Source organism: Nocardioides fonticola (assembly GCF_039536805.1).
GTDB lineage: Bacteria > Actinomycetota > Actinomycetes > Propionibacteriales > Nocardioidaceae > Nocardioides > Nocardioides fonticola.
Window position 1 is genome coordinate 83,274 of sequence record NZ_BAAAZH010000020.1, and the last position, 23,789, is coordinate 107,062.

Consider the following 23,789-nt stretch of genomic DNA (forward strand, 5'->3'; position numbering starts at 1 on the left):
CGGCCACCGACGGCTCAGCCGAGGGTGGCGACCAACCGGGCGTCGATGGCGGCAGGTGCGAGCGCGTGGTCGAGGGCCAGCGCCGCGCATCCGACGAGACCGGCGCGCTCGCCGTGCACCGAGGGCAGCAGCCGCAGCCGCCGGGTGGCCAGCTCGCTGGTGCGCGGGTAGAGCGTCTCCTTCACCCCGCCCGCCAGGGGGTCGAAGGCCATGCTGAGGTCGCCGCCCAGCACCACGGCCTCGGGATTGAGCAGGTTGACCGCCACCGCCAGCACCTCGCCGAGGTGCTGGCCGGCGCGTCTGATGGCCGCGCGAGCCTCGGTCTCGCCGTCGCGGGCGAGGGCTACGAGCTCGCGCACGTGGTCGAGTCCGTCGGTGCGCTCGCCGATGAGCGCCCAGCCGCCGGCCACGGTCTCCAGGCAGCCGGTGGCGCCGCAACGGCACACCTTGTCGGCCCCGGCGGGCACCCGGCAGTGCCCGAGCTCCCCCGCGGCGCCGTCGTGACCGCGCACGAGGCGACCGTCGGCCAGCACGGCGAGCCCGATACCGGTCGAGGCCTTGATCACCAGGGCGTCGCGCAGGTCGGGCCGGCCGAGCAGTTCGGCATGGGCCAGGGCCTCGGCGTCGTTGCCCAGCCACACCGGCACCTCGCCGAGCGGCTCGAGGAAGGGGCGCAGCGGGACGCCGTCCCAGCCCGGGATCACCGGCGACCCGACGCTGGTCAGCGCCTCGGTGTCGACGGCACCGGGCAGCGACATGCCGACGGCCAACAGCGGCGGCCCAGGATGGGCCGCCTGCAGGGCGACGGCGAGTCCGACGACGTCCGGCATGAGGTCGGGCGCGCTGCTGCCCGCGCGGTGCAGGGCGGCGTCGGAGGCGATCTCGGTGCCGTCGAGGTCGTAGAGGCCGACCTGGTGGCGCGAGCGGCCGATGGCCAGGGCGAGCACGGTGCCGGCCTCGGCGGCGACCCGCAGCGACTCCGAGGGCCGCCCGCCGGTGGTCGTCACCTGCTCGCCCAAGGTGAGCAGGCCGGCGGCGAGCAGCAGGTCGAGGCGGGCCGAGACGGCGGTGCGCGAGAGCCCGGTGGCGGTGCCGAGCGCGCTGCGGGTGACGGCCCGGCCGCTGCGCACGAGGTCGAAGAGCGCGCCCGGGGTGGGCCCGGCGGGCAGCCGGGTGCGCTCGACGGCGGTCATCTGGGCCATCTGTGCATCGTAGTCACCGACTTATGTATGAAAAAAACCGAAATGAGCTTGTATCGATCCAATTCCGATGCGACCGTGGAGACATGACCGACCTGCCGCCCGCCGCGGAGCTTCCCCAGCACGGCGATTTCGTGGTCTTCGGGGCCACCGGCGACCTCGCCCTGCGCAAGCTGCTGCCCGCGCTGTTCCACCGCGACCGCGAGGGCCAGCTGCCCGACGACTTCCGCATCGTCGGGGTCTCCCGCACCGAGACCGACGACGCCGGCTTCCGCTCGATCGTCGCCGACGCCCTCGCCGAGCACGTGCCGGCCGCCGAACTCGACGCCGCCGCCGTCCGCCGCCTGCTGGGCCGCCTGCACCACCTGACCCTCGACGCCCACGACCCCACCGACTGGCACCGGCTCGCCGGGCTGCTCAAGGACGACGAGCTCGGCGTCCGCTCCGGGCCCGACGGCCCGCTCGACGTCGTCCGCGTCTACTACCTGGCCGTCGCGCCGTCCCTCTTCGGGCCCATCTGCCGCCAGCTCGACGAGATCGGCCTGGTGACGCCGTCCTCGCGGGTGGTCATGGAGAAGCCGATCGGCCACGACCTCGCCTCCTCGCGCCAGATCAACGACGCGGTGGGCGAGGTCTTCGCCGAGTCGCAGATCTTCCGCATCGACCACTACCTGGGCAAGGAGAGCGTGCAGAACCTGCTGGTCACGCGCTTCGCCAACACCCTGCTCGAGCCCCTGTGGAGCTCGCGGTGGATCGACCACGTCGAGATCACCGTGGCCGAATCGCTCGGCGTGGGCGACCGCGGCGGCTACTACGACCACGCGGGCGCGCTGCGCGACATGGTGCAGAACCACCTGCTCCAGCTGCTGTGCCTCGTGGCGATGGAGCCGCCGACCTACGTCGGCCGCGAGAACGTGCGCGACGAGAAGCTCAAGGTGCTCCAGGCGCTGCGCCCGCTCGGCCCTGCCGACGTCGCGCGCGACGTCGTCCGCGGTCAGTACGTCGGCAGCGGCGACGGCGACCCGGCGTACGCCGACGAGGTCGGTCGCCCCGACACCACGACCGAGACCTATGTGGCGATCCGGGCCGAGATCTCCAACTGGCGCTGGGCCGGCGTCCCCTTCTACCTGCGCACCGGCAAGCGGCTCTCCGACCGCGTCTCGCAGATCGTCGTGCAGTTCAAGGAGCCGCCGCACGCGATGTTCCCGAACGCCGAGGGCGGCGGCGGCCCGAACCGCCTGCACATCCTGGTGCAGCCCGAGGAGGGCATGCGCCTGCACCTCACGGCCAAGGAGCCCGGCCCGGGCGGCATCCGGCTGCGGCCGGTCTCGCTCGACCTCTCCTACGCCGCGGCGTTCGACCAGCGCTCGCCCGAGGCCTACGAGCGGCTGCTGATGGACGTCGTCCGCGGCAACCCCACGCTCTTCATGCGCCGCGACGAGGTCGAGGCCGCCTGGACCTGGGTCACCCCGATCCTCGAGCACTGGCGTGCGGCCGACGCCGCGGGCGACCGGCCGCTCGCCTACCCCGCCGGCACCACCGGCCCCGCCGCCGCCGACGCCCTGCTCGGGCGCGATGGCCGTACCTGGCAGGAGTTCGACCGATGAGCGCAGCCGTCCACCCCGTCGTCGCGGCCGTCACCGACCGCATCCGCGAGCGCAGCGCCGAGACGCGCGCCGCCTACCTCGCCAGCGTCGCCGAGGCGTCGGGCACCGCGCCGGCCCGCCACCGGCTGGCCTGCGCCAACCTCGCGCACGGGTTCGCCGCCGAGCCCGAGGCCGGCAAGCTCGCGCTGCGCGGCCGGGTGAAGCCGAACATCGCGATCGTCACCAGCTACAACGACATGCTCTCGGCCCACAAGCCGTTCGAGACCTACCCGCCGGTGCTGAAGAAGGCGGTCGCGCGGGCCGGTGGCATCGCGCAGGTCGCGGGCGGCGTCCCGGCCATGTGCGACGGCATCACCCAGGGCCGCGCGGGCATGCAGCTCTCGCTCTACAGCCGCGATGTCATCGCCATGTCGACCGCGATCGCGCTCGCGCACGACATGTTCGACGGCGGCCTGTTCCTCGGCGTCTGCGACAAGATCGTGCCGGGCCTGCTGATGGGCGCGCTCTCCTTCGGCCACCTGCCGGCGGTGTTCGTGCCGGCCGGTCCGATGACCTCGGGTCTGCCGAACTCCGAGAAGGCCGCCGTGCGGCAGCGCTACGCCGACGGCAAGGCCACCCGCGAGGAGCTGCTCGAGGCCGAGGCGGCCTCCTACCACTCCGCCGGCACCTGCACCTTCTACGGCACCGCCAACTCCAACCAGCTGCTGATGGAGGTGCTCGGCCTGCACCTGCCGGGTGCGTCGTTCGTCAACCCCGGCACCCCGCTGCGCGACGCGCTCACGCGGGCCGCGGGCGAGCGGGCGGCCCGCATCACCCGCCAGGGCGGCGAGCCGACGCCGATCGCCGAGATCGTCGACGAGAAGGCGATCGTCAACGCCTGCGTCGCGCTGCTGGCCAGCGGCGGCTCGACCAACCACACGCTGCACCTGCCGGCCATCGCCGCCGCGGCCGGCATCCAGCTCACCTGGGACGACCTGGCCGACCTCTCCGACGTCGTCCCGCTCATCAGCCGGATGTATCCCAACGGCTCGGCCGACGTGAACCACTTCCACGCCGCCGGCGGCATGGCGTTCTTCATCCACACGCTGCTGCGCGAGGGCCTGCTGCACGACGACGTCACCACGATCATGGGCCGCGGTCTGTCGCACTACACCCGCGAGCCCGTGCTGCGCGGCGGGGACCTCAGCTGGGAGGAGGGCCCCAAGGAGTCCCTCGACCACGCGGTGCTGCGACCCGCCGACCGGCCCTTCTCGGCCCAGGGCGGCCTGCGGGTGCTGCGCGGTCCGCTCGGCACCGGCGTCATCAAGGTCTCCGCGGTCAAGGAGGAGCACCGTCGCGTCACCGCGCCGGCGATCGTCTTCGACGACCAGGACGACTTCCTGGCCGCCTTCGCCGCCGGCGACCTCGACGGGCGCGACTTCGTCGCCGTCGTCCGCTACCAGGGTCCGGCCGCCAACGGCATGCCCGAGCTGCACAAGCTCAACCCGGCCCTCGGCGTCCTGCAGGACCGCGGCCAGCAGGTCGCCATCGTCACCGACGGCCGCATGTCGGGTGCCTCCGGCAAGGTGCCGGCGGTCATCCACGTGACCCCGGAGGCCGCGCTCGGCGGCCCGCTCTCGCGGGTGCAGGACGGCGACGTCATCACCGTCGACGCCGTGGCCGACCGCCTCGACCTCGACGCCTCGCTCGCCGGCCGCGTGCCGTCGGGCCGGGCCGCCTCGGCCTCGGAGTGGACCGGCACCGGACGCGAGCTGTTCGCCTCCTTCCGCCGCTCCGTCGGCGCCGCCGACACCGGTGCGAGCGTGTTCGGTGCGATCCTGCCCACGGGGGCTCCCGGCGAGCCCGCGCACGACGCCCGCGACCCGCGACTGGAGGACTCCGTTGTCCGTACTGCCTGATCTCCTCGGCTCCGGCGGGTCGGTGCTCGACCTGGTCCCCGTCGTCCCCGTGGTCGTCGTCGACCGCGCCGAGGACGCCGTCCCGCTGGCGCGGGCGCTCGCCGCCGGCGGCGTCCCGGTCGTCGAGCTGACGCTGCGCACCCCCGTGGCGCTCGAGGCCATCCGCCTCATCGCCGCCGAGGCCCCCGAGGTCGTCATCGGCGCCGGCACGATCACCACGCCCGCCCAGGCCGACGCCGCCGTCGAGGCGGGTGCGCGGTTCCTCGTCTCGCCGGGCGCGACGCCGTCCCTGCTCGCGCACCTCGGCTCGCTGCCGGTGCCCTCGCTGCCCGGCACGGCGACGGTCTCGGAGGTGATCGCCGCGCGCGAGGCCGGCTTCACCGAGGTGAAGTTCTTCCCGGCCGAGGCCTCCGGCGGCACCGCCTACCTGGGCGCGGTCGCCTCGGTGCTCCCCGACGTCCGCTTCTGCCCGACCGGCGGCATCACGCCCGCCTCGGCGCCGTCCTACCTCGCGCTGCCGAACGTCGCCTGCGTGGGCGGTTCCTGGCTCACGCCGAAGGACGCCGTCGCTGCCGGCGACTGGGACCGCATCATCGCGCTCGCGGCCGCGACGGCGGAGCTGCGGGGCTGAGGCCCCGTGCACGTTTCTTCGGTCGACCGTCTCCTCGGCTGACCGAAGAAGCTATCCGCGCCCTCGCCACACCACCTCTCCCAGACGTCCCGTCGGCCACAGCAGCACCACCGGTCGGCGGCGGAGATGGCGCGGGGAATCCTGGGGTCCGGCCAGCCACGCACGGACGCCGTCGGCGGGGTCGATGTCGCCGATCGTCCCGGTGCGCCGCGGGGCGTCGTCCGGGACCGAGCGGGCCATCACGTCGACCCGGCGTCCGGTGAAGCGCGGCGGGTCGTCGGGGTGCCGCCCGAACCTCGAGGGCCCGTAGTCGAGCCGGTTGCGGGCCAGCCCGTGCACGAAGCGGATGCCCCGGGTGTCGTAGAAGAGCCAGACGTCGAGGTCCTTCACGCCGGTCACGCCGTCGAGCAGGTGCGCGGCCGCCCCCTGCGCCAGGCAGCCCGCGACCAGTCGGCCCGCGAGCTCGGGCCGGGACGCCGTCCGGCGCGCGTCGCCGTGCCCCACGAACGTCGCGATGCGCCCGAGCTCCTCGGGTCCGATCGGTTCGAACGATCGCGGGCTGGCGTCCACGGCGCCATCGTGGCCCACGGGGGTAGGGCGGCCGAAAGATTCGGCGGGTACCCGCTGGATCTTTCGGTGCCCGGCTGAAGGTTCGGCCGCGAGCCGAAGTTTCGGCGGGTACCCGCCGAAACTTCGCAGACCCAACCCGTTCCCGGAACCACGAACGGCGCCGCAGCCGAAGCTGCGACGCCGATCGAGTGGCGGAGGTAGGGGGATTCGAGCTCGTCGGCGGAGTGCTGTTGACCCAACCCGCTCCCGGAACCACGAACGGCGCCGCAGCTTGCGCTGCGACGCCGTCCTGATGGCGGAGGTAGGGGGATTCGAACCCCCGAGGGCTGTTAACCCAACCCGCTTTCCAAGCGAGCGCCATAGGCCACTAGGCGATACCTCCGCCGAGGAGGGTACCGGTGCGTGAGGACGGCGCGAAATCGCCCGCCGACGCCCCGCCGACGTTCCGTCGAGAGCCGGCCACCCGCCAGCCATCCGCCAGCCACCGGCGTCGGGGACGGCGGGAGTGCCCGCCGTGTTGGTGGCGGGCACCGGGTCACCTAGACTCCGGGGCAACCCCCCGTGTGGCGGCATCTCACCGAACTCCCCCAGGGCCGGAAGGCAGCAAGGGTAGGCGGGCTCTGTCGGGTGCGCGGGGGGCCTTTGCGTCTCCAGGGCACCCACGTCGGGGACGCCGACCCGGATCGGTCCGCCATCGCCCTTGTCGGCGGCGCTGGTTAGGGTTCAGCACGTGGAGTCACCGCTGGCGCTGTATCGCCGCTACCGACCCGAGACCTTCGCGGAGGTCATCGGTCAGGAGCACGTGACCGAACCCCTGCGGGCGGCGCTCGCGAACAACCGGGTCAACCACGCCTACCTCTTCTCCGGCCCGCGCGGCTGCGGCAAGACCACGAGCGCGCGCATCCTGGCCCGCGCCCTCAACTGCGAGCGCGCCCCGATCGCCGATCCGTGCGGCGAGTGCGACAGCTGCCGCGACCTCGCGCGGGGCGGCCCGGGCTCCATCGACGTCATCGAGATCGACGCCGCCAGCCACGGTGGTGTGGACGACGCCCGCGACCTGCGCGAGAAGGCGTTCTTCGCGCCGGTGCGCAGCCGCTACAAGGTCTACATCATCGACGAGGCCCACATGGTCACCACGCAGGGCTTCAACGCCCTGCTCAAGCTCGTCGAGGAGCCGCCGCCCCACCTGCGGTTCATCTTCGCCACCACCGAGCCCGACAAGGTGCTGCCGACCATCCGCTCGCGCACCCACCACTACCCGTTCCGGCTCATCCCGCCGCGGCTGCTCTCGTCCTACCTCTCCGAGCTGTGCGAGAAGGAGGGCGTGGCCATCGAGCCGGCCGCGCTGCCCCTGGTGGTCCGGGCGGGTGCCGGCTCGGCACGCGACACCCTCTCGGTGCTCGACCAGCTGCTCGGCGGCGCCGGCCCCGACGGCGTCACCCACGCCCTGGCCACCGGTCTGCTCGGCTACACCCCCGACACCCTGCTCGACGAGGTCGTCGACGCGTTCGCGGCCGGCGACGGTGCCGCGGTCTTCGGGGTCGTCGACAAGGTGATCGAGGTCGGCCAGGACCCTCGCCGCTTCACCGAAGACCTGCTGCGGCGCCTGCGCGACCTCGTGATCGTCGCGGCGGTGCCCGACGCGCCGGCCACCGGCCTCATCGACGTGTCCCAGGACCAGGGCGAGCGCCTCGTCGCCCAGGCCGCGCGCTTCGGCGCCAGCGAGCTCACCCGCGCCGCCGACCTCGTCGCCGCCGGCCTGACCGAGATGCGCGGCGCCACCGCACCGCGCCTGCTGCTCGAGCTCATCTGCGCCCGCCTGCTGCTGCCCGGCGCCGACCACACCACCGAGGGCGTCATGGCGCGCCTCGACCGCCTCGAGCGGCGCATCGCGATCAGCGGGACGCCGAGCGCCGCGCTGCCGGCGTCCCCGCCTGCCGCCCCGGCCTCCCCGGCCGCCCCCGCACCGGCGCCGCCGGCCGCCGCCCCGGCCGTGCCCGCCCAGGACCGTCCCGCGCCGGCGCCTGCCGTGCCCGAGTCGCCGGCCTCGGCGGCCGAGGTCGTCCCGCCCCCACCGGCCCCACCGGTCCCGCCGGCTGCGCCCGAACCGGTCGCCGCGCGAGCTCCCGAGCCCGTCGCCGAGCCCGTCGCCGAGCCCGCTCCCACGGCGCCTGCTCCGGCCGCTGCCGCGCCTGCACCCGCTCCGGCCGCACCGGCCGCACCTGCCCCGGCCGCACCGGCGGCCACCAGCGGCGGCAGCACCTTGAGCCTGGTCGACGTGCGCCGGCTGTGGCCCGACATCGTCGAGGTCACCAAGTCCAAGCGCCGCATGACCTGGATCCACCTCACCCAGAACGCCCAGGTCGTCGCGGTCGACGCGACCACGCTGACGCTCGGCTTCGCCAACGCCGGTGCCCGGGAGTCCTTCGAGCGCGGCGGCAGCATCGACATCGTCCGCCAGGCCGCCATCGACGTCGTCGGCGTCGAGTGGCGCATCGAGACGATCGTCGATCCCGGAGCCGACCCGGGCGCACCGCCCCCGCCGGCCGCCGCCCCCGCCGCCCCCGCCGCCCCCGCCCCCGCCGCCCCCGCCCCGGCGGCTCCCGCACCCTCCGGCGTCGATCCGTGGGCCGCCCCGCAGGCACCGGCCCCGCAGACGAATCCGCAGGCGGCATCCGCCGCTCCCGCGGCGCCGCCGGCACCCGCCGCACCTGCCGAGGCCCGCCCGCTCACCGACGCCCGGCCCCCGGCCTGGCTCGAGGAGGAGGACGACGGCCCGCCCCCGCCGCCCGACCCCGGGTTCGGGTCCCGGTCGGCAGCGGCCCGCGACGCGATCGCGGCCACGCGCGATCCCGGCGGGCCGACCCTGGCCGGAGCCCGCGCCGACGACCTCGCCGCGGCCGATGCCGAGGCCCACCCCGACGATCCCGACGCCGACGCCGACGACCTCGCGGGCGCGGCCCTGCTCGAACGCGAGCTCGGCGCCCAGATCGTCGAGGAGATCCGCCACCAGTGAGCGTCCGTCCGCCGTCCCCGACAGGAGCATCCCGATGAGCCAGAACCCCTTCGACGCCCTCGGCGGCCTCGACATGAACGCGATCCTCGCCCAGGCGCAGGCCATGCAGGAGCAGCTGGCCTCCGCCCAGCAGCGCCTGGCCGAGGCCGAGGTCGAGGGCACCGTGGCCGGCGGCGCCGTCACCGTCACGGTCACCGGCACCGGCGAGCTGCGCGGGGTGAGCATCAAGGCCGGCTCCTTCGACGGCTCCGACGCCGACGACCTCGCCGACCTGGGCGACCTCATCGTCGCCGCCTACCGCGACGCCAAGGCCCAGGCCGACGCGCTCGCGAACGACGCCCTCGGTCCGCTGGCGGGCGGTCTGCCCGACGTCCCGGGCCTGCCGAACCCCGGCAAGCTCGGGTTCTAGGCGTCGCCGCGTGTACGAAGGCGTCGTCCAGGACCTCATCGACGAGCTCGGCCGGCTCCCCGGCGTGGGCCCGAAGAGCGCACAGCGCATCGCGTTCCACCTGCTCCAGGCCGACCCGGCCGACGTGCGCCGGCTCGCCGACGTCCTCATCGAGGTCAAGCAGCGGGTCAAGTTCTGCTCCATCTGCTTCAACGTGAGCGAGGAGGAGCAGTGCCGCATCTGCCGCGACCCGCGGCGCGACCCCACCGTGCTGTGCGTCGTGGAGGAGTACAAGGACGTCGTCGCCATCGAGCGCACCCGCGAGTTCAAGGGCCGCTACCACGTGCTGGGCGGCGCGATCAGCCCGATCGACGGCATCGGACCCGACCAGCTGCGCATCCGCGAACTGCTCCCGCGGCTGGCCGACGGCACCGTCGTCGAGGTCATCTTGGCCACCGACCCGAACCTCGAGGGCGAGGCCACGGCCACCTACCTGACCCGCATGCTGCGCACGCTGGAGGTGCGGGTGAGCCGCCTGGCGAGCGGCCTGCCGGTCGGAGGTGACCTGGAATACGCCGACGAGGTCACCCTCGGGCGAGCGTTCGCGGGCCGCCGGAGCGCAGAATGAGCACCATGAGCATCACCGACGGCGAGACCGAGGACTTCGCCCAGCAGATCGCCGACCAGGTGGAGAGCTTCCTGCTGGCCGTCCGCGAGATCGCCCGCGCCCAGGAGCCCGGCCGCGCCATCTCGCTGCTGCTGCTCGAGATCAGCCAGATCCTCCTGGCCGGCGCCCGCCTCGGCGCCCAGCGCGACTTCACCCCGCGCACCGAGTACCAGCCCGACGTCGGCCCCGAGCCCGACCTCGACCAGATGCGGCTGCGCCTGGCCGAGATGCTCGGCGACGTCGACACCTACGGCCTGGTCTTCGACCCCTACCTGCCCGAGCTCGTCGAGAGCCAGCTCTCCGACGACCTCACCAGCATCGCCACCGACCTCGACACCGGCCTGCGGCACTACCGCTCCGGCGACATCGAGGAGGCGCTGTGGTGGTGGCAGTTCTCCTACGTCTCCTCGTGGGGCAACCTCGCCGGAGCCGCGCTCAACGCGCTGCTCTCGATCGTCGCCCACGACCGGCTCGACGCCGCCGCGTTCGTCGACGCCGACCAGGTCGCCGCGGCCGAGCAACTGCTCGCCGCCGACGACGTCCGCGGCTGAGATATCGGTCGGGGTCGCTCGGCCCGCGCCGATAGACTCACCGGGTCCGGTCGGCGCGAGCATCGCCGACTCAGTCGAACGCGAGGGTTCTCCAGTCGTGGGCATTGTCGTCCAGAAGTACGGCGGTTCGTCCCTGTCCGATGCGGCGTCCGTGAAGCGGGTCGCCCGGCGCATCGTCCAGGCCAAGAAGGCCGGCCACGACGTCGTCGTCGTGGTCTCGGCCATGGGCGACACGACCGACGACCTCATCGATCTCGCCGAGCAGGTCAGCCCCCGGCCGCCGGCCCGTGAGATGGACATGCTGCTGACGGCCGGCGAGCGCATCTCGATGGCGGTCGTCTCGATGGCCATCAACGACCTCGGTTTCTCGGCCCGCTCCTTCACCGGCTCGCAGGCCGGCGTCATCACCGACGCGGTGCACGGCAAGGCCAAGATCATCGACGTCACGCCGGGCCGCATCGTCTCGGCCATCGACGAGGGCCACATCGTCATCGTCGCCGGCTTCCAGGGCGTCTCCGGCGACACCAAGGAGATCACCACGCTGGGGCGTGGCGGTTCCGACACCACCGCGGTCGCGCTCGCCGCGGCGCTGCGCGCCGACGTCTGCGAGATCTACACCGACGTCGACGGTGTCTTCTCCGCCGACCCGCGCATCGTGCCGGCGGCTCGCAAGCTCGACCGCGTCTCCTACGAGGAGATGCTCGAGATGGCCGCCTCCGGGGCCAAGATCCTCCACCTGCGGTGCGTCGAGTACGCCCGCCGCTACGACATCCCGATCCACGTGCGCAGCTCGTTCAGCACGCTCGAGGGCACCTGGGTCATCGACCCCGCCGACACGAAGGAAGAAGACATGGAACACGCCATCATCGCCGGCGTCGCCCACGACCGCTCCGAGGCCAAGATCACCGTCGTCGGCGTCCCGGACAAGGTCGGCGAGGCTGCGCGCATCTTCGAGACCCTGGCCGGCGTCGAGGTCAACATCGACATGGTCGTGCAGAACATCTCGGCCGCGGCCACCGGCCTCACCGACATCTCCTTCACCCTGCCTCGCGCCGACGGCCAGACCGCCATGGGCGCCCTGGCCCGGCTCCAGGAGGAGATCGGCTACGAGAAGCTGCTCTTCGACGACCAGGTCGGCAAGGTGTCCCTCATCGGTGCCGGCATGCGCTCGCACCCCGGCATCACCGCGAAGTTCTTCTCCGCCCTCGCCTCGGCGGGCGTCAACATCGGCATGATCTCGACCTCGGAGATCCGCATCTCGGTGATCGTCGACGAGAACCAGGTCGAGGCCGCCGTCCAGGCCGCCCACACCGCGTTCGACCTCGACGCCACCGAGGTCGAGGCCGTCGTCTACGGCGGGACCGGTCGCTGACATGGGCGTGAAGATCGGCATCGTCGGCGCCACCGGCCAGGTGGGTGTCGCCATGCGGCAGATCCTCGAGGAGCGGGACTTCCCCGCCGACGAGATCCGCTTCTTCGCCTCCGCGCGCTCCGCGGGCACCGTGCTCACCTACGCGGGTCGCGAGGTCGTCGTCGAGGACGCCGCCACCGCCGACCCGGCCGGGCTCGACATCGCCCTGTTCTCCGCCGGCGCCACCACGTCCCGCGCGCTCGTCCCGCGCTTCGCCGAGGCCGGCGTCATCGTGGTCGACAACTCCTCGGCGTTCCGCAAGGACCCCGACATCCCGCTCGTCGTCTCCGAGGTCAACCCCGACGCGATCGAGCAGGCCTTCGCCGGCGAGAAGCAGAACATCATCGCCAACCCGAACTGCACCACGATGGCGGCGATGCCGGTCCTGCGGCCGCTGCACGACGAGGCCGGTCTCGTGCGCCTCATCGCCTCGACCTATCAGGCCGTCTCCGGCTCCGGCGTCGCCGGCGTCCAGGAGCTCGCGACCCAGATCGCCGCGGCCGGCGACAAGGCCGCCGAGCTGGCCTACGACGGCGAGGCCGTGGCCTTCCCCGAGCCGGGCGTCTACCAGCGCACGATCGCCTACGACGTCGTCCCGCTGGCCGGCAGCCTCGTCGACGACGGGTCGGAGGAGACCGACGAGGAGCAGAAGCTGCGCAACGAGTCGCGCAAGATCCTCGGCATCCCCGATCTGCGGGTCTCGGGCATCTGCGTGCGCGTGCCGGTGTTCACCGGGCACTCGCTGGCGATCAACGCCGAGTTCGAGCGGCCGCTGACCGTCGCGCGCGCCAAGGAGCTGCTCGCCGACGCGCCCGGCGTCGAGCTCACCGACATCCCCACCCCGTTGCAGGCCGCCGGCAAGGACCCGTCCTACGTCGGCCGGATCCGTCAGGACCCCGGCGTCGACGGCGACCGCGGCCTCGCGCTGTTCATCAGCAACGACAACCTGCGCAAGGGCGCGGCGCTGAACACCGTGCAGATCGCCGAGCTGCTCGTCGAGCGGCTCGCCGCTCGCTGATCCCGCGCAGCGGCGCCGTCACCCCTCGTCGGTGACGGCGCTGCTGACGGAGTGGGACGCCCAGAAGCTGCCCGCGCTGAGCACCGGCAGCACGATCGCCATCCACCACTGGTCGAGGTCGTCGATCAGGAACAGCAGCGCGATCACGCACAGCAGAGCCACGCCGAGGAAGCTGGTGCCACCGGAGTCGGCCACCCGCAGCACGCGCAGCAGCAGACCGCCCGCCCAGATCGCGACGATCACGATCGCCACGAGCAGCAGCGTGCCGGCACCACCCCCGCAGGTGGCGGTGCCGCGGGCCGCCTCGCAGGCGCGCAGCGAACCGGCGGTCAGCCCCACCATCAGCAGACCGATCAGCAGGCCGGTGATAGTCACCGCGGCGAGGGGCGGGACCGCCGGCAGGGCGATCGGACGGCGCTGTGGACGCGGCGCCCTGGCCGCCTTCGGGGCCTGGGGGGCCTGGGGTGGCTTCGGTGCCCGGGGTTCCCGGGGCGGCCGCGGTGCCTTCGGCTCCTTCGCGGCCTTCGCGGCCTTCGGCGGCTTCGGGGCCTTCGGTGCCTTGGGCGCCTTCGCGGGCTTCGGTGCGCGAGCGCGGCGCTCGCCGGGGATCTCCGGCGCCGGCCCCCACGCGGGGTCCCAGTCGGGCGTCGCAGCGGTGGGCAGGACGGCGGTCTCCTCGACGGCCGGCTGTGTGACGTCGGACTCGGGCGCCGGCTCCGGCCGCTCGCGTCGTCGCCGGCGTCCGAACGACAGCGACGGGGGTGCGATCGACGGGGTCTCGCGCTCGTCCTCGGCCATGGCGCCCAGTGTCGCAGAGGGTCGGATGTCCCGGACATGTGAGGCGTGGGACGGATGTGACGCAAAACGTCCCACGCGGTCTATACCGGCGGATGAACAATCGGCGCTGGGGGTACGGAACCGCCGTTCCTTCTTTACCTTGGTAGCGCTCCCTCCCTGTCAATCCACCCCAAGGACATTCCCATGAAGAAGACCTTCGCCCTGATCGGCCTTCTCCTCGCCGTTCTCACCACCACGTTCGTGTTCGCCGGCTCCGCCTCCGCGGAGGACTACGGCCTCCCGAACGCCCCGGTCGCCGTCCAGCAGGCCTTCGGCGCCTTCTCCTCGGCCTTCACCCAGGCGTTCGCGGGTGCCCCGGCAGCGGTTCAGACCGCCGTCGCCAACTTCCTGTCGGGCTTCGCCGGTCTGGCCAACCTGCTCTTCGGCATCCCCTGATCCTGAGTGCCGCGACGTCCCGCCAGGGGCGCGCGTCGCTACGAGCCTGAGCGATCGCGTCGAAAGCGCCGCATCATCGGCGCCTTCGGCGTGGTCGCTCTCTCGGTTCTCGGGTGGCTGGCGTTCAACGCCGTCTCGGCTCGGAACCACCTGCTCGACGCGCGCGCAGCCCTCGAGGCCGCACAAGCAGCCAGTGACCGAGACGATGAGCCGGAGGTGGACGAGGCGGCACGCAGGGCCGGTGCCGAGCTGAAGGCAGCGAGCAACGCGGTCTCCCAGCCGCAATGGTCCCTCTACGCGCACCTGCCGTGGGTCGGTGACGATGCCCGAGCGGTCCGCACCATCGCGCAGGTCGGTGCCACGGTCGGCGGGAAGATCCTCGACGACCTCCTCGACGCCCGTGGGACGCTCGCCGACGGTGGCCTGCGCCGCGACGACGGCAGTGTCGACCTGGCCCGAGTGGCTGCACTGCGGCGACCACTCGGTGCAGCGGCGGCGCCTCTCGCCGACGCGGCCGAGCGCCTCGGCGACCTGCCGCAGAACGGGCTGTCGAGTTCGATCAGAGATGCCGTCGAAGCGGCAGCGGACGCCGCGGAGCGGGCCGCGAACGCGGTGCGGGTCGCTGATCGGACGTTGAACATCGCCGTGCCCATGCTCCGGGGGAGCCACGACTACGCCGTCGTGTTCCAGAACAGCGCCGAGTTGCGGCCGACCGGTGGCCTCCCGGGTGCATGGAGCGTGCTGGAGGTGCGCGACGGCCGTATCGCCATCGGCCGTCAGGGGTCGGGACGTGACGTGATCGCCGACGGACCCGTTGCACCCATCGACCCGGGTGTCGAACGCACCCTGGGCGCTCGCGTCGCCACCGACTTCCGCGACACCGCCCTCGTGCCGGACTTCCCGACCGCGGCGTCCTATCAGCAAGCGCTTCTCGCTGCGGTCGAGGGTGTCGATGTCGATGGCGTCCTCGCCATCGATCCGGTCGCCATCAGCTACCTGCTCGGCGCGACCGGCCCGATCACCCTCAGCTCCGGGACGTCGCTGAGCGAGGACAATGCAGTGGACTACCTGCTGCACCAGGTCTACGTCGACATCCCCGATCCGGACGAGCAGGATGCGGTCTTCGCCGGGATCGTCAAGCAGGTCTTCGACCGCCTCCTCTCAGCCGACCTTCCTACCGCCGATCTCATCGATGCGGTCTCCAGGGCCGTCGGCGAGCGTCGGTTCCTGGTGTGGTCCGACGAGGATGCCGTTCAGCGACGGATCTCCCGAACCTCGGTGTCGGGGGCGCTGCCCGCTGATGGCCAGGGCGTCGGCATCTACTTCTCCGACGGTACGCGCTCGAAGATGAGCTACTTCCTGGACGTCGACGCGACGGCCCGTGCGGTCGACTGCGGCAGCGAGGGTCAGGAGTACCGCATCGCGTTGACCCTCAGGTCGACAGCGCCGCCGGACGCCGCGACGACCGAGCCCAGCTACGTCCTCGGACCGGACTTCCGAGAGAAGGGGGCTCAAGTGGTCAACATCCTGATGCTGGCGCCCCGCGGAGGCACCGTCCCTGTCGCGAGCATCCTCGGTGGCCGGTTCCCGACCGATGACCTCTCGGTCGACGGGCGGCCGGGCGCCCTCCTCACCCTCCTGTTGCGCCCCGGCGAGGCGGCGCCCTTGCAGATCTCGATGTCGGGCCCAGCGGGTGAGCGAGGCCCGACGCCCTTCGGCATGACGCCGACGGTGCGCTTCGCCTCGACCGAGCACACCATCCCCTCGGCCTGTGGCTGACCGCCCGCGGGGCCGCGCCTGAGCGTGTCCGGCGCGACCCCGCGGGTGCGCTCAGGCCTCGATCGCGGCGGGGGCGGCGTCCGCCTGCTCGACGCCGGCAACCTCGATGCGCCGCGGCTTGGCCTTCTCGGCCACCGGCACGACCAGACGCAGGACGCCGGCGTCGTAGGCGGCCTCGATGCGGTCGAGGTCGAGGTTGTCGCCGAGCACCAGCTGGCGGCTGAAGGAGCCGCGGGTGCGCTCGGCGGCGAGCAGCTGCCAGTCGCCGTTGCGGGCGAGGCGCTCGGCGCGCACGGTGAGCACGTTGCGCTCGACGTCGATGTCGATGCTCTCCCGGGCGACGCCGGGCAGGTCGAACTCGATGATGAAGCGGTCGCCCTCGCGCCAGGCGTCCATCGGCATGGCGGCGGGTCGGTTGGTGGTGCCCACTCCGGCGCCGAGCAGCTGGTTCGCGAGACGGTCGAACTCGCGGAAGGGGTCGGTGGTGCGGATCAACATGGCGGTTCCCTTTCTCGTCGAGGACGGCTGCCGATCTATATCGGCTGATATAGGTTAGATATAGCGCCGAGAAGAGATCTGATCAAGCCCGAGGAGCCTGCGTGGAATCGTCGACGACCGCCGTCTTCGCCATCTCGGTCGCGGCGGACATGGCCTCGATGCAGATCCAGAACCTGCGGGTCTACGAGCGCCGTGGCCTGGTGAGCCCGGCGCGGACGCCGGGCGGCACCCGCCTCTACAGCCGGGCCGACGTCGAGCGGTTGCGCCGCATCGGCCAGCTCCTGGAGGAGGGGCTCAACCTCGCCGGTATCGCGCGGGTCCTGGCGCTGGAGGAGGAGAACCGCCGGCTGCGCGCCCGCTTGGCGCGGGCCGAGGAGCGCTCGTGATCGGACGCACCGCCGGGGAAGCAGTGAGGGCCGGATCGCACGCGATCCGGCCCTCGATCTGTCGGGCTGACAGGATTTGAACCTGCGGCCTCTTCGTCCCGAACGAAGCGCGCTACCAAGCTGCGCCACAGCCCGATGTGAGACGAGCTCACGAGTACCGGAGCATACCGGAGCGGATCGAGGCCACCGAATCGCGGTCGCCATCCGGTCCGACGGCGCGGATCAGGCGTCGTCCCGCGGCCGGGGCGCGAAGGTGAGCAGGGTGGCCTCGGGGCGACAGGCCACCCGGACGCGCGCGTAGGGGTTGGTGCCCAGGCCCGCCGAGACGTGCAGCCAGGCCGAGCCCGGGTCGCCGTCGCGGGAGTCGGCAGGATGCCGGTGCAGGCCCTTGGCGCGGGCCGGCTCGAGGTCGCAGTTCGTCGTCAGCGCACGACCGCCGGGCAGGCAGACCTGGCCGCCGTGGGTGTGACCGGCGAGGATCGCGTCGTAGCCGTCGGCGGCGAACGCGTCGAGCACCCGCAGGTACGGCGCGTGCGCGACGCCCAGCCGGACGTCGGCGTCCCGGTCGGCCGGTCCGGCCACCAGGTCGAGGCGGTCGTAGGCCAGATGCGGGTCGTCGACGCCGGCGAAGGACAGCAGCGATTCGCCGGCGACCAGGCGACCGCGGTCGTTGGTCAGGTCGAGCCACCCGTGATCGGTGAGCCGGCGCTTCAGCTCCGGCCACGGCAGCTGGGGGGTGCCCGTGTGCCGGACGCCGTCGTCGGGGAGCAGGTAGCGCAGCGGATTGCGTCCGCTCGGCTCGAAGTAGTCGTTGGAGCCGAGCACGAAGACGCCGGGCCGACCGAGCAGCGGCCCGAGGGAGTCCAGCAGGGCCGGGACGGCGTCGCGGTGCGCGAGGTTGTCGCCGGTGTTGACGACCAGGTCGGGTTCGAGGCGCGCCAACCCGGCGATCCAGGCCCGCTTGCGCGTCTGCCCGGGGGTGAGATGCAGGTCGGAGAGATGCAGCACCCGCAGCGGACGCTGCCCGGCGGGCAGGAGCGGCACCGTGACCCGGCGCAGGGTGTAGGCCCGCGCCTCCCAGGCGCCGTACGCCGTCAGGCCCGCCCCGGCGAGAGCGCCGAGCCCGACGGTGCGGCCGATAACGCGGGTGAGGGTCACCGGGTCAGGCTGCCACAATCGGCACCATGAGCACTCTCAAGGACCGCCTGCGCGCCGATCTCACCACCGCCATGAAGGCCCGCGACGAGATCCGGTCCTCCACCCTGCGGATGGTGCTCACCGCGGTGACCAACGCCGAGGTCAGCGGCAAGACGGCCCGCGAGCTCTCCGACGACGAGGTGCTCACCGTGCTGACCAGCGAGTCGAAGAAGCGCCGTGAGGCCGCGGCGGCCTTCGAGGACGGCGGCCGCGCCGAGATGGCGGCCAAGGAGCGCGCGGAGGCCGAGGTCATCGCCGACTACCTGCCCGAGCAGCTCTCCGCCGAGGAGATCGCCGAGCTCGTGCGCGCGGCCGTCGAGAGCACCGGAGCCGCCGGCGAGGGTATGAAGGCGATGGGCCGGGTCATGGGCGTGGTCACGCCGCAGACCAAGGGCCGGGCCGACGGCGGCGCGGTGGCCGCCGAGGTCAGGCGCCAGCTCGGCTGACGGACGGCGTCAGCGGCCGCCGCCTCCCTGCCCGCCGTTGCCCGGACCACCGCCGTTGCCTCCGCCGTTGCCGTTGCCTCCGCCGTTGCCCCGGCCGCCGCGCCCGCCCCGGGAGGGCTCGCGTCCGGTCGACTGGTAGATGACGATCGGCGTGGCGTTCGAGACCGACGAGCCGGCGCCCGGCGAGGTGTAGGCGACGGTGTCGGCCGGGTAGCCGGTGTCGCGGTAGCCGCCGAGGCTGGTCTGGAAGCCGGCGGCCTCGAGCGTCTTCTGCGCCTCCTCCAGGCTCATGCCGGCCACCGAGGGCACGGTCGCCACGATGCCGGCGACGTCGGTGGCCGACGGGGTGGTGAAGTCGGTGGCCGGGAGGGTGTCCTGGATGGCCTGCATCGCGTCGCCCCAGATCGGGCCGGCGACGGTGGAGCCGAAGGCCGCGCCGATGGTCGACCCGCCGATGGTCTGGCCGTTCAGGGTGATCGGCTCGCCGACGGAGTTCGCGCCGGCGACCATCGCGGCGGCGGCGAGGGCGGGGGTGTAGCCGACGAACCACACCGACTTGTTGTCGTCGGTGGTGCCGGTCTTGCCCGCCGAGGGCTTGTCCAGCGCGAGCCCGGCGCCGTAGCCGAAGCCGCCGGGCTCCTGGACGCCGCGGAGCACGCTGTTGACGGCGTCCGCGGTCGAGGCGGGCATGACCTGCGTGCAGTCCTCGGGGTAGTTCTTCAGCACGTTGCCGCGCGAGTCCTCGATGGAGGTGACCGGACGCGAGGCGCAGTGCTCGCCGCGAGCGGCGAACGTCGCGTACGCCTCGGCCATCTCCAGCGGGCTCACGCTGGCCACACCGAGGGTGAAGGAGGGGACCATCCACCGGTTGGAGTCGTCGAGCTGGGTGATGCCCATCTGGCGCGCGAGCGTGTAGGGCTCGCACAGTCCGGTGCGCTCCTCGAGCTGGACGTAGAAGGTGTTCACCGACTCCCGGGTGCCGGTGTAGAGGTTGAAGGTGCCCGACCCGGTCGAGTTCGACAGCGTGTAGGGCTGGGTCGAGGGGTAGTACTGGCCGTTGCAGATCTTGAAGTCGCCCTGGTCGACGGTGATGGTCGGCGGCGAGCTGATCGTCGTGGTCAGCGGGATGCCCTGGTTGATGGCCGCGGCCAGCACGAAGGCCTTGAACGTCGAGCCGGGCTGGAACCCGCCGGAGTCGCCGTACTCGCGGGGCACCAGGTAGTTGAGGTAGGTCTGCCCCAGCTCCTTGTTGCGGCCCATCGGTCGCGACTGCGACAGCGCCTTCACGTCGCCCGTGCCGGGCTCGATCATCGCCAGGCCGCCGATCGCCTGGTCGGTCGGGTTGACGTGCGACGTCATCGACGTGTCGGCCGCGGTCTGGTCGGCGGCGTTGAGCGTGGTGCGGATCGTGAGGCCGCCGGAGTACAGCAGCCGCTTGCGCTCCTTGGCCGTGCGGCCGAGCGCGGGGTCCTTCATCAGGTAGTTCACGACGTAGTCGCAGAAGAACGGGGCGCTGGAGAACACGCAGCCGTTGTTCGAGGGCTGGGTGTTCAGGCCGAGGCTCTGCTTCTTGACCCGGTCGGCCGTGCGCTGCGCGATGACGTGGAGCTGGGCCATGCGGTCGAGGACGACGTTGCGGCGCTCGAGGGCGCGGTCGGGGGAGTTGGTGGGGTCGTAGCCGGTGGGGTTCTTCACCAGGCCGGCGAGCATGGCCGACTGCCGCAGGTTCAGGTCGTGGGCGTTGACGTCGAAGTAGTGCTTGGCGGCCGCCTGGATGCCGTAGGCGCCGTCGCCGAAGTAGGCGATGTTGAGGTAGCGCTCGAGGATCCAGTCCTTGCTGTGCCGCTGTTCCAACGCGATGGCGTAGCGCAGCTCGCGCAGCTTGCGCTCGTAGGTGTTGGCCGTGGCCGCACGCTGCTCGGCCTTCGTGGTGGCCTGGCTGACGAGGGTCTGCTTCACCAGCTGCTGGGTGATCGAGGAGCCGCCCTGCACGGTGCCGTCGTTGGCCTGGTTGGTGATGAACGCGCGCAGCGTGCCCTTCAGGTCGAGTGCGCCGTGCTGGTAGAAGCGGTAGTCCTCGATCGCCACGATCGCCTTCACCATCGTGCGCGAGACCTGGCGCAGCGGCACCTCCACGCGGTTCTCGTCGTAGAGGGTGGCGATGGTGTTGCCGGCGTCGTCGACGATCACCGTGCGCTGGGCCAGCTGCTGGGTCTCCAGCTCGGCCGGCAGGGAGTCGATGGCGTCCGAGGCGTTGCGGGCGCCCAGGCCGACCACCCCGGCGAACGGGATGGCGATGCCGGCGACGATGACGCCCAGGACGACCGAGACGATCGCCATGGCGCCGAGGTGGGAGACGACGCGGATGGCGGGGAGACGGTCCGGGGCGGGCATGTCCTCCAGATTACGTGAGGAGCGGGCCTCGGCCCCGATCGCCACAGGATGGCAACACGATGGTGACGCTCCGGTCACCCAGGGGTGGAGGGCACCGTCGGACTAGTCAATTCGGACTACGGCCTTTGGGCCGGACAGGTCTGTCCCCGGAACTGGGTGATTCCTTAACTTTCTCACAGAGTTCTGACGACGCGGGACGTCATGGGGATGCCCCCGGTGGTCGGAAGAAGATGTGGGGACATCATGTGGGTTGAAGACTGGACGCCGCGCGCAGCCTGCCGCTCGGCTCAGCCGGACCAGCTGTTCGTGCGTGGAGCCGAGCAGAACAAGGCCAAGCAGCTGTGCAGCGGCTGCCCCGTGCGCACCGAATGCCTCGCCGAGGCCCTCGACAACCAGATCGAGTGGGGTGTGTGGGGCGGCATGACCGAGCGTGAGCGCCGGGCCCTGCTGCGCCGTCGCCCGAACGCCTCGTGGCGCTCGGTGCTCGAGGCGGCCCGGGAGCAGGAGTCCGCTCCCCAGCCCGCCGGTCGTCGCTGACGACCGACCCTTCCGTTCCGCGAGGCCGGGCGCAGCGGCGCCCGGAGTTCGCGTCCGCCGGTCGCGGAGCCGGGGCTTCCGCCTCGCCTCAGTCGCCGGCGAGCAGTCCGCCGACCCGGCGCAGGCCGTCGAGGTCGTGCACGTCGCTGGCCAGCGCCGGCACCACCGCCGTGGCCACGTCGGGGTGGGCTGCTGCGAAGCGCTGCCGCAGTGTCGCCTCGCGCTCGACCGTGCGGACGGCGTCCGCGTGCAGACGCAGCAGACCCGCCGTCAGCTCGGCCGTGGGTGAGCCGCCGGCCGAGCGGAGCCGGTTGGCCGCCGCCGTCGCCTCGTCGGCCTCCAGGTCGCCCGCCGGCACCGGGCTCGCCCGGTTGACCACGAGACCGGCCAGCGGCATGTGGTCCTCGGTGAGCCGCTCGACGAAGTACGCCGCCTCGCGCAGCGCGTCGGGCTCGGGCGCCGCGACGACGACGAAGGCCGTCTCCTGCGCCTGGAGCAGCGCGTAGGTGGCCTGGGCGCGCGCCCGGAAGCCGCCGAAGACGGTGTCGAGGGCCGCTACGAAGGTCTGCAGGTCGGTGAGGATCTGCGCGCCGAGGATCTTCGTCAGGGCGCCGGTCACCAGGCCGAGGCCCGCGGTCATCAGCTTCGCCGGGCCGCGCGCCGGCGCGAGCATCAGCCGGATGAAGCGGCCGTCGAGGAAGCTGGAGAGCCGTTCGGGGGCGTCGAGGAAGTCGAGCGCCGACCGGGACGGCGGTGTGTCGACGACGATGAGGTCGTAGGTGCCGGCGTCCTTCGCGGCCGCGTGGATCTGCCCCAGCTTCTCCATCGCCATGTACTCCTGCGTGCCGGCGAAGGAGGTCGACAGGGCGATGTAGAAGGGGTTCTCCAGGATCTGCTTGGCCTTCTCCGGCGTCGCCTGGCTGAGCACCACCTCGTCGAAGGTGCTCTTCATGTCGAGCATCATCGCGTCGAGCGAGCCCTCGCCCTCGACGCCGGTGACCGGACGCGGGGTGTTGTCGAGCTCCTCGATGCCCATCGACTGCGCGAGACGCCGCGCCGGGTCGATGGTCAGGACGACGACCTTGCGGCCCCGCTCGGCGGCGCGCAGGGCCAGCGCGGCCGACGTCGTGGTCTTGCCGACGCCCCCCGAGCCGCAGCACACGATGATGCCGGTGGCGGGGTCGTCGAGCAGCGCGTCGACGTCGAGCTGCGGTGGGACGGAGCCGGGATGAGCGGCGAGCGGGCCGACCCGGGTGCGCGGTGTCATGCCATTCCTTGGTCGCGGAGGGTGGCGGCGAGGTCGTAGAGGCCCCCGAGGTCGACGCCGCCGGCCAGCCGCGGCAGCTCGTAGACGGGCACCCCGAAGTCGGCGACGAGCGCGCGCTGGCCGTCCTCGAGGTCGCGGCGCTCGGCGTGGTCGTGCGCCTGGAGCAGCAGGCCGTCGAGGAGGACGTCGCTGGCCTCGACGCCGCCGGCCTTGAGGTCGGCGGCCAGGGCCTCGCGGTCGAGGGTGCCGGCGCGGGCACGGGCCAGGTCGTCGTCCCCGATGTCGCGGGGGCGCACGCTGTTGACCACGACGCCGCCGACCGGCAGCCCGGCCGCCCGCAGCTCGACGATGCCGTCGTGGGTCTCCTGCACCGGCATCTCCTCCAGCACCGTGACGAGGTGGATCGCGGTGCGCGGCGACCGGAAGAGGGTCATCATCGTGTCGGACTGGTTCTTGATCGGCCCGACCTTCGCCAGGCCGGCCAGCTCGCCGCTCACGTTGAGGAACTGCCCGATGCGCCCGGTCGGCGGCGCGTCGAGGACGACAGCGTCGTACTCGATGGCGTTCTTGTTGCGGCTGTTGCGCTGCACGGCCTCGAAGACCTTGCCGGTGAGCAGCACGTCGCGGACGCCCGGCGCGATCGTGGTGGCGAACTCGATGACCCCGAAGCGGTCGAGCGCCTTCCCGGCGCGACCGAGCTTGTAGTACATCGCGAGGTACTCCAGCAGCGCCGACTCCGGGTCGATGTGCAGCGCATGGACGACACCGGGCGGGCGTTCGTCCTCGCGTCGCAGACCGCGGGCGATGGGGCGCTCGGCGTAGGGCAGCGGGTCGACGTCGAACATCCGCGCGATGCCCTGGCGTCCCTCGACCTCGCAGAGCAGCACGTTCTTGCCGTGCGAGGCGAGTGCGAGGGCCAGGGAGGCGGCCACCGTCGACTTGCCCGTGCCGCCCTTGCCGGTGACCACGTGCAGGCGCACCTTCGGCCAGTCCGGGGTGGAGGACGTCGTCTGCGGGGCCACGAGGGCACAGCGTAGAGCGCGGTGCCTAGGGAGGAGGCCGAAGCGGGCGGATCGGGCCGTCACGGCGTCGGCGT

At 72.7% G+C, this 23,789-nt stretch carries 22 protein-coding genes, 2 tRNA genes and 1 other RNA gene; 15 read left to right on the forward strand and 10 right to left on the reverse strand.

Features of this window, described 5'->3' with window-relative positions; all coding sequences use genetic code 11:
* Positions 1-14: 14 nt before the first annotated feature.
* A complete protein-coding gene (locus tag ABD671_RS13850; protein WP_344734007.1) occupies positions 15-1,202 on the reverse strand; it encodes an ROK family protein in 1,188 nt (395 codons plus the stop codon).
* Positions 1,203-1,285: 83 nt separating this feature from the next.
* Here ABD671_RS13850 and zwf point away from each other — a divergent pair, with 83 nt between their 5' ends.
* The 3 genes from zwf to eda are packed head-to-tail and all read left to right on the forward strand — an operon-like array spanning position 1,286 to position 5,335.
* A complete protein-coding gene (zwf, locus tag ABD671_RS13855) occupies positions 1,286-2,806 on the forward strand; it encodes a glucose-6-phosphate dehydrogenase (RefSeq protein WP_344734008.1) in 1,521 nt (506 codons plus the stop codon).
* Positions 2,803-4,704: a phosphogluconate dehydratase gene (gene edd / locus ABD671_RS13860; RefSeq protein WP_344734009.1), complete on the forward strand. Its 1,902-nt coding sequence runs from the start codon at positions 2,803-2,805 to the stop codon at positions 4,702-4,704. Before zwf ends, edd begins: the two co-directional genes overlap by 4 nt.
* Positions 4,688-5,335, forward strand: coding sequence for a bifunctional 4-hydroxy-2-oxoglutarate aldolase/2-dehydro-3-deoxy-phosphogluconate aldolase (gene eda / locus ABD671_RS13865; RefSeq protein WP_344734010.1), 648 nt, complete (start codon positions 4,688-4,690; stop codon positions 5,333-5,335). The genes edd and eda overlap by 17 nt, the downstream gene beginning before the upstream one ends.
* Positions 5,336-5,386: 51 nt before the next feature.
* Here the strand turns inward: eda and ABD671_RS13870 are convergent, their stop codons facing one another.
* Positions 5,387-5,905 carry a hypothetical protein gene (locus ABD671_RS13870; protein ID WP_344734011.1) on the reverse strand — a complete coding sequence of 173 codons (519 nt, stop codon included), beginning with the start codon at positions 5,903-5,905 and terminating at the stop codon, positions 5,387-5,389.
* A gap of 293 nt (positions 5,906-6,198) precedes the next feature.
* A tRNA-Ser gene (locus tag ABD671_RS13875) sits at positions 6,199-6,287 on the reverse strand.
* A gap of 171 nt (positions 6,288-6,458) precedes the next feature.
* On the opposite strand from ABD671_RS13875, the gene ffs reads away from it, so the two are divergent.
* The 7 genes from ffs to ABD671_RS13910 all read left to right on the forward strand — a co-directional run bounded on the left by ffs (position 6,459) and on the right by ABD671_RS13910 (position 12,956).
* An RNA gene (ffs, locus tag ABD671_RS13880) (signal recognition particle sRNA small type) lies at positions 6,459-6,549 on the forward strand.
* An 86-nt stretch (positions 6,550-6,635) separates the two neighbouring features.
* The gene (locus ABD671_RS13885; protein ID WP_344734012.1) at positions 6,636-8,921 is read left to right on the forward strand and encodes a DNA polymerase III subunit gamma and tau; all 2,286 of its coding nucleotides are present in this window, start codon (positions 6,636-6,638) and stop codon (positions 8,919-8,921) included.
* A gap of 34 nt (positions 8,922-8,955) precedes the next feature.
* A complete protein-coding gene (locus ABD671_RS13890; protein ID WP_344734013.1) occupies positions 8,956-9,330 on the forward strand; it encodes a YbaB/EbfC family nucleoid-associated protein in 375 nt (124 codons plus the stop codon).
* Positions 9,331-9,340: 10 nt separating this feature from the next.
* A complete protein-coding gene (gene recR / locus ABD671_RS13895) occupies positions 9,341-9,937 on the forward strand; it encodes a recombination mediator RecR (protein WP_344734014.1) in 597 nt (198 codons plus the stop codon).
* Between the two features lie 5 nt (positions 9,938-9,942).
* A complete protein-coding gene (locus ABD671_RS13900; RefSeq protein WP_344734015.1) occupies positions 9,943-10,527 on the forward strand; it encodes a DUF5063 domain-containing protein in 585 nt (194 codons plus the stop codon).
* A 97-nt stretch (positions 10,528-10,624) separates the two neighbouring features.
* Complete coding sequence (locus ABD671_RS13905; protein ID WP_344734016.1) at positions 10,625-11,899, forward strand: aspartate kinase; 1,275 nt, start codon at positions 10,625-10,627, stop codon at positions 11,897-11,899.
* Position 11,900: 1 nt separating this feature from the next.
* A complete protein-coding gene (locus tag ABD671_RS13910; protein WP_344734017.1) occupies positions 11,901-12,956 on the forward strand; it encodes an aspartate-semialdehyde dehydrogenase in 1,056 nt (351 codons plus the stop codon).
* A gap of 18 nt (positions 12,957-12,974) precedes the next feature.
* On the opposite strand, the gene ABD671_RS13915 is transcribed toward ABD671_RS13910, so the two are convergent.
* The gene (locus tag ABD671_RS13915; RefSeq protein ID WP_344734018.1) at positions 12,975-13,754 is read right to left on the reverse strand and encodes a hypothetical protein; all 780 of its coding nucleotides are present in this window, start codon (positions 13,752-13,754) and stop codon (positions 12,975-12,977) included.
* 183 nt (positions 13,755-13,937) lie between these two features.
* Between ABD671_RS13915 and ABD671_RS13920 the strand changes: the two genes are divergently transcribed.
* Complete coding sequence (locus tag ABD671_RS13920) at positions 13,938-14,189, forward strand: hypothetical protein (RefSeq protein WP_344734019.1); 252 nt, start codon at positions 13,938-13,940, stop codon at positions 14,187-14,189.
* 216 nt (positions 14,190-14,405) lie between these two features.
* Positions 14,406-15,968 (forward strand): DUF4012 domain-containing protein, encoded by a 1,563-nt coding sequence (locus ABD671_RS13925; RefSeq protein WP_344734020.1) that lies wholly within the window; start codon positions 14,406-14,408, stop codon positions 15,966-15,968.
* Between the two features lie 51 nt (positions 15,969-16,019).
* On the opposite strand, the gene ABD671_RS13930 is transcribed toward ABD671_RS13925, so the two are convergent.
* Complete coding sequence (locus tag ABD671_RS13930) at positions 16,020-16,466, reverse strand: Hsp20/alpha crystallin family protein (RefSeq protein ID WP_344734021.1); 447 nt, start codon at positions 16,464-16,466, stop codon at positions 16,020-16,022.
* Between the two features lie 101 nt (positions 16,467-16,567).
* Here ABD671_RS13930 and ABD671_RS13935 point away from each other — a divergent pair, with 101 nt between their 5' ends.
* A complete protein-coding gene (locus ABD671_RS13935; protein WP_344734022.1) occupies positions 16,568-16,852 on the forward strand; it encodes a MerR family transcriptional regulator in 285 nt (94 codons plus the stop codon).
* A 61-nt stretch (positions 16,853-16,913) separates the two neighbouring features.
* Here the strand turns inward: ABD671_RS13935 and ABD671_RS13940 are convergent.
* Together ABD671_RS13940 and ABD671_RS13945 are read right to left on the reverse strand one after the other, a co-directional pair.
* Positions 16,914-16,987: transfer RNA gene (locus tag ABD671_RS13940), tRNA-Pro, on the reverse strand.
* 87 nt (positions 16,988-17,074) lie between these two features.
* On the reverse strand, positions 17,075-18,010 hold the full coding sequence (locus ABD671_RS13945; RefSeq protein WP_344734023.1) for a metallophosphoesterase: 936 nt from the start codon (positions 18,008-18,010) through the stop codon (positions 17,075-17,077).
* A gap of 26 nt (positions 18,011-18,036) precedes the next feature.
* Between ABD671_RS13945 and ABD671_RS13950 the strand changes: the two genes are divergently transcribed.
* Entirely contained in the window at positions 18,037-18,495 is a 459-nt protein-coding gene (locus ABD671_RS13950; RefSeq protein WP_344734024.1) for a GatB/YqeY domain-containing protein, read from the forward strand.
* A 9-nt stretch (positions 18,496-18,504) separates the two neighbouring features.
* Here ABD671_RS13950 and ABD671_RS13955 read toward each other — a convergent pair whose 3' ends face one another.
* The gene (locus ABD671_RS13955) at positions 18,505-20,889 is read right to left on the reverse strand and encodes a penicillin-binding protein (RefSeq protein ID WP_344734025.1); all 2,385 of its coding nucleotides are present in this window, start codon (positions 20,887-20,889) and stop codon (positions 18,505-18,507) included.
* 243 nt (positions 20,890-21,132) lie between these two features.
* Between ABD671_RS13955 and ABD671_RS13960 the strand changes: the two genes are divergently transcribed.
* Positions 21,133-21,426, forward strand: a complete 294-nt coding sequence (locus tag ABD671_RS13960) for a WhiB family transcriptional regulator (RefSeq protein ID WP_344734026.1) — start codon at positions 21,133-21,135, stop codon at positions 21,424-21,426.
* Between the two features lie 88 nt (positions 21,427-21,514).
* On the opposite strand, the gene bagB is transcribed toward ABD671_RS13960, so the two are convergent.
* Together bagB and bagA are read right to left on the reverse strand one after the other, a co-directional pair.
* Positions 21,515-22,693 (reverse strand): ArsA family ATPase, encoded by a 1,179-nt coding sequence (gene bagB / locus ABD671_RS13965; RefSeq protein ID WP_344734027.1) that lies wholly within the window; start codon positions 22,691-22,693, stop codon positions 21,515-21,517.
* On the reverse strand, positions 22,690-23,715 hold the full coding sequence (bagA, locus tag ABD671_RS13970; RefSeq protein WP_344734028.1) for an ATPase BagA: 1,026 nt from the start codon (positions 23,713-23,715) through the stop codon (positions 22,690-22,692). Before bagA ends, bagB begins: the two co-directional genes overlap by 4 nt.
* Positions 23,716-23,789 lie beyond the last annotated feature (74 nt).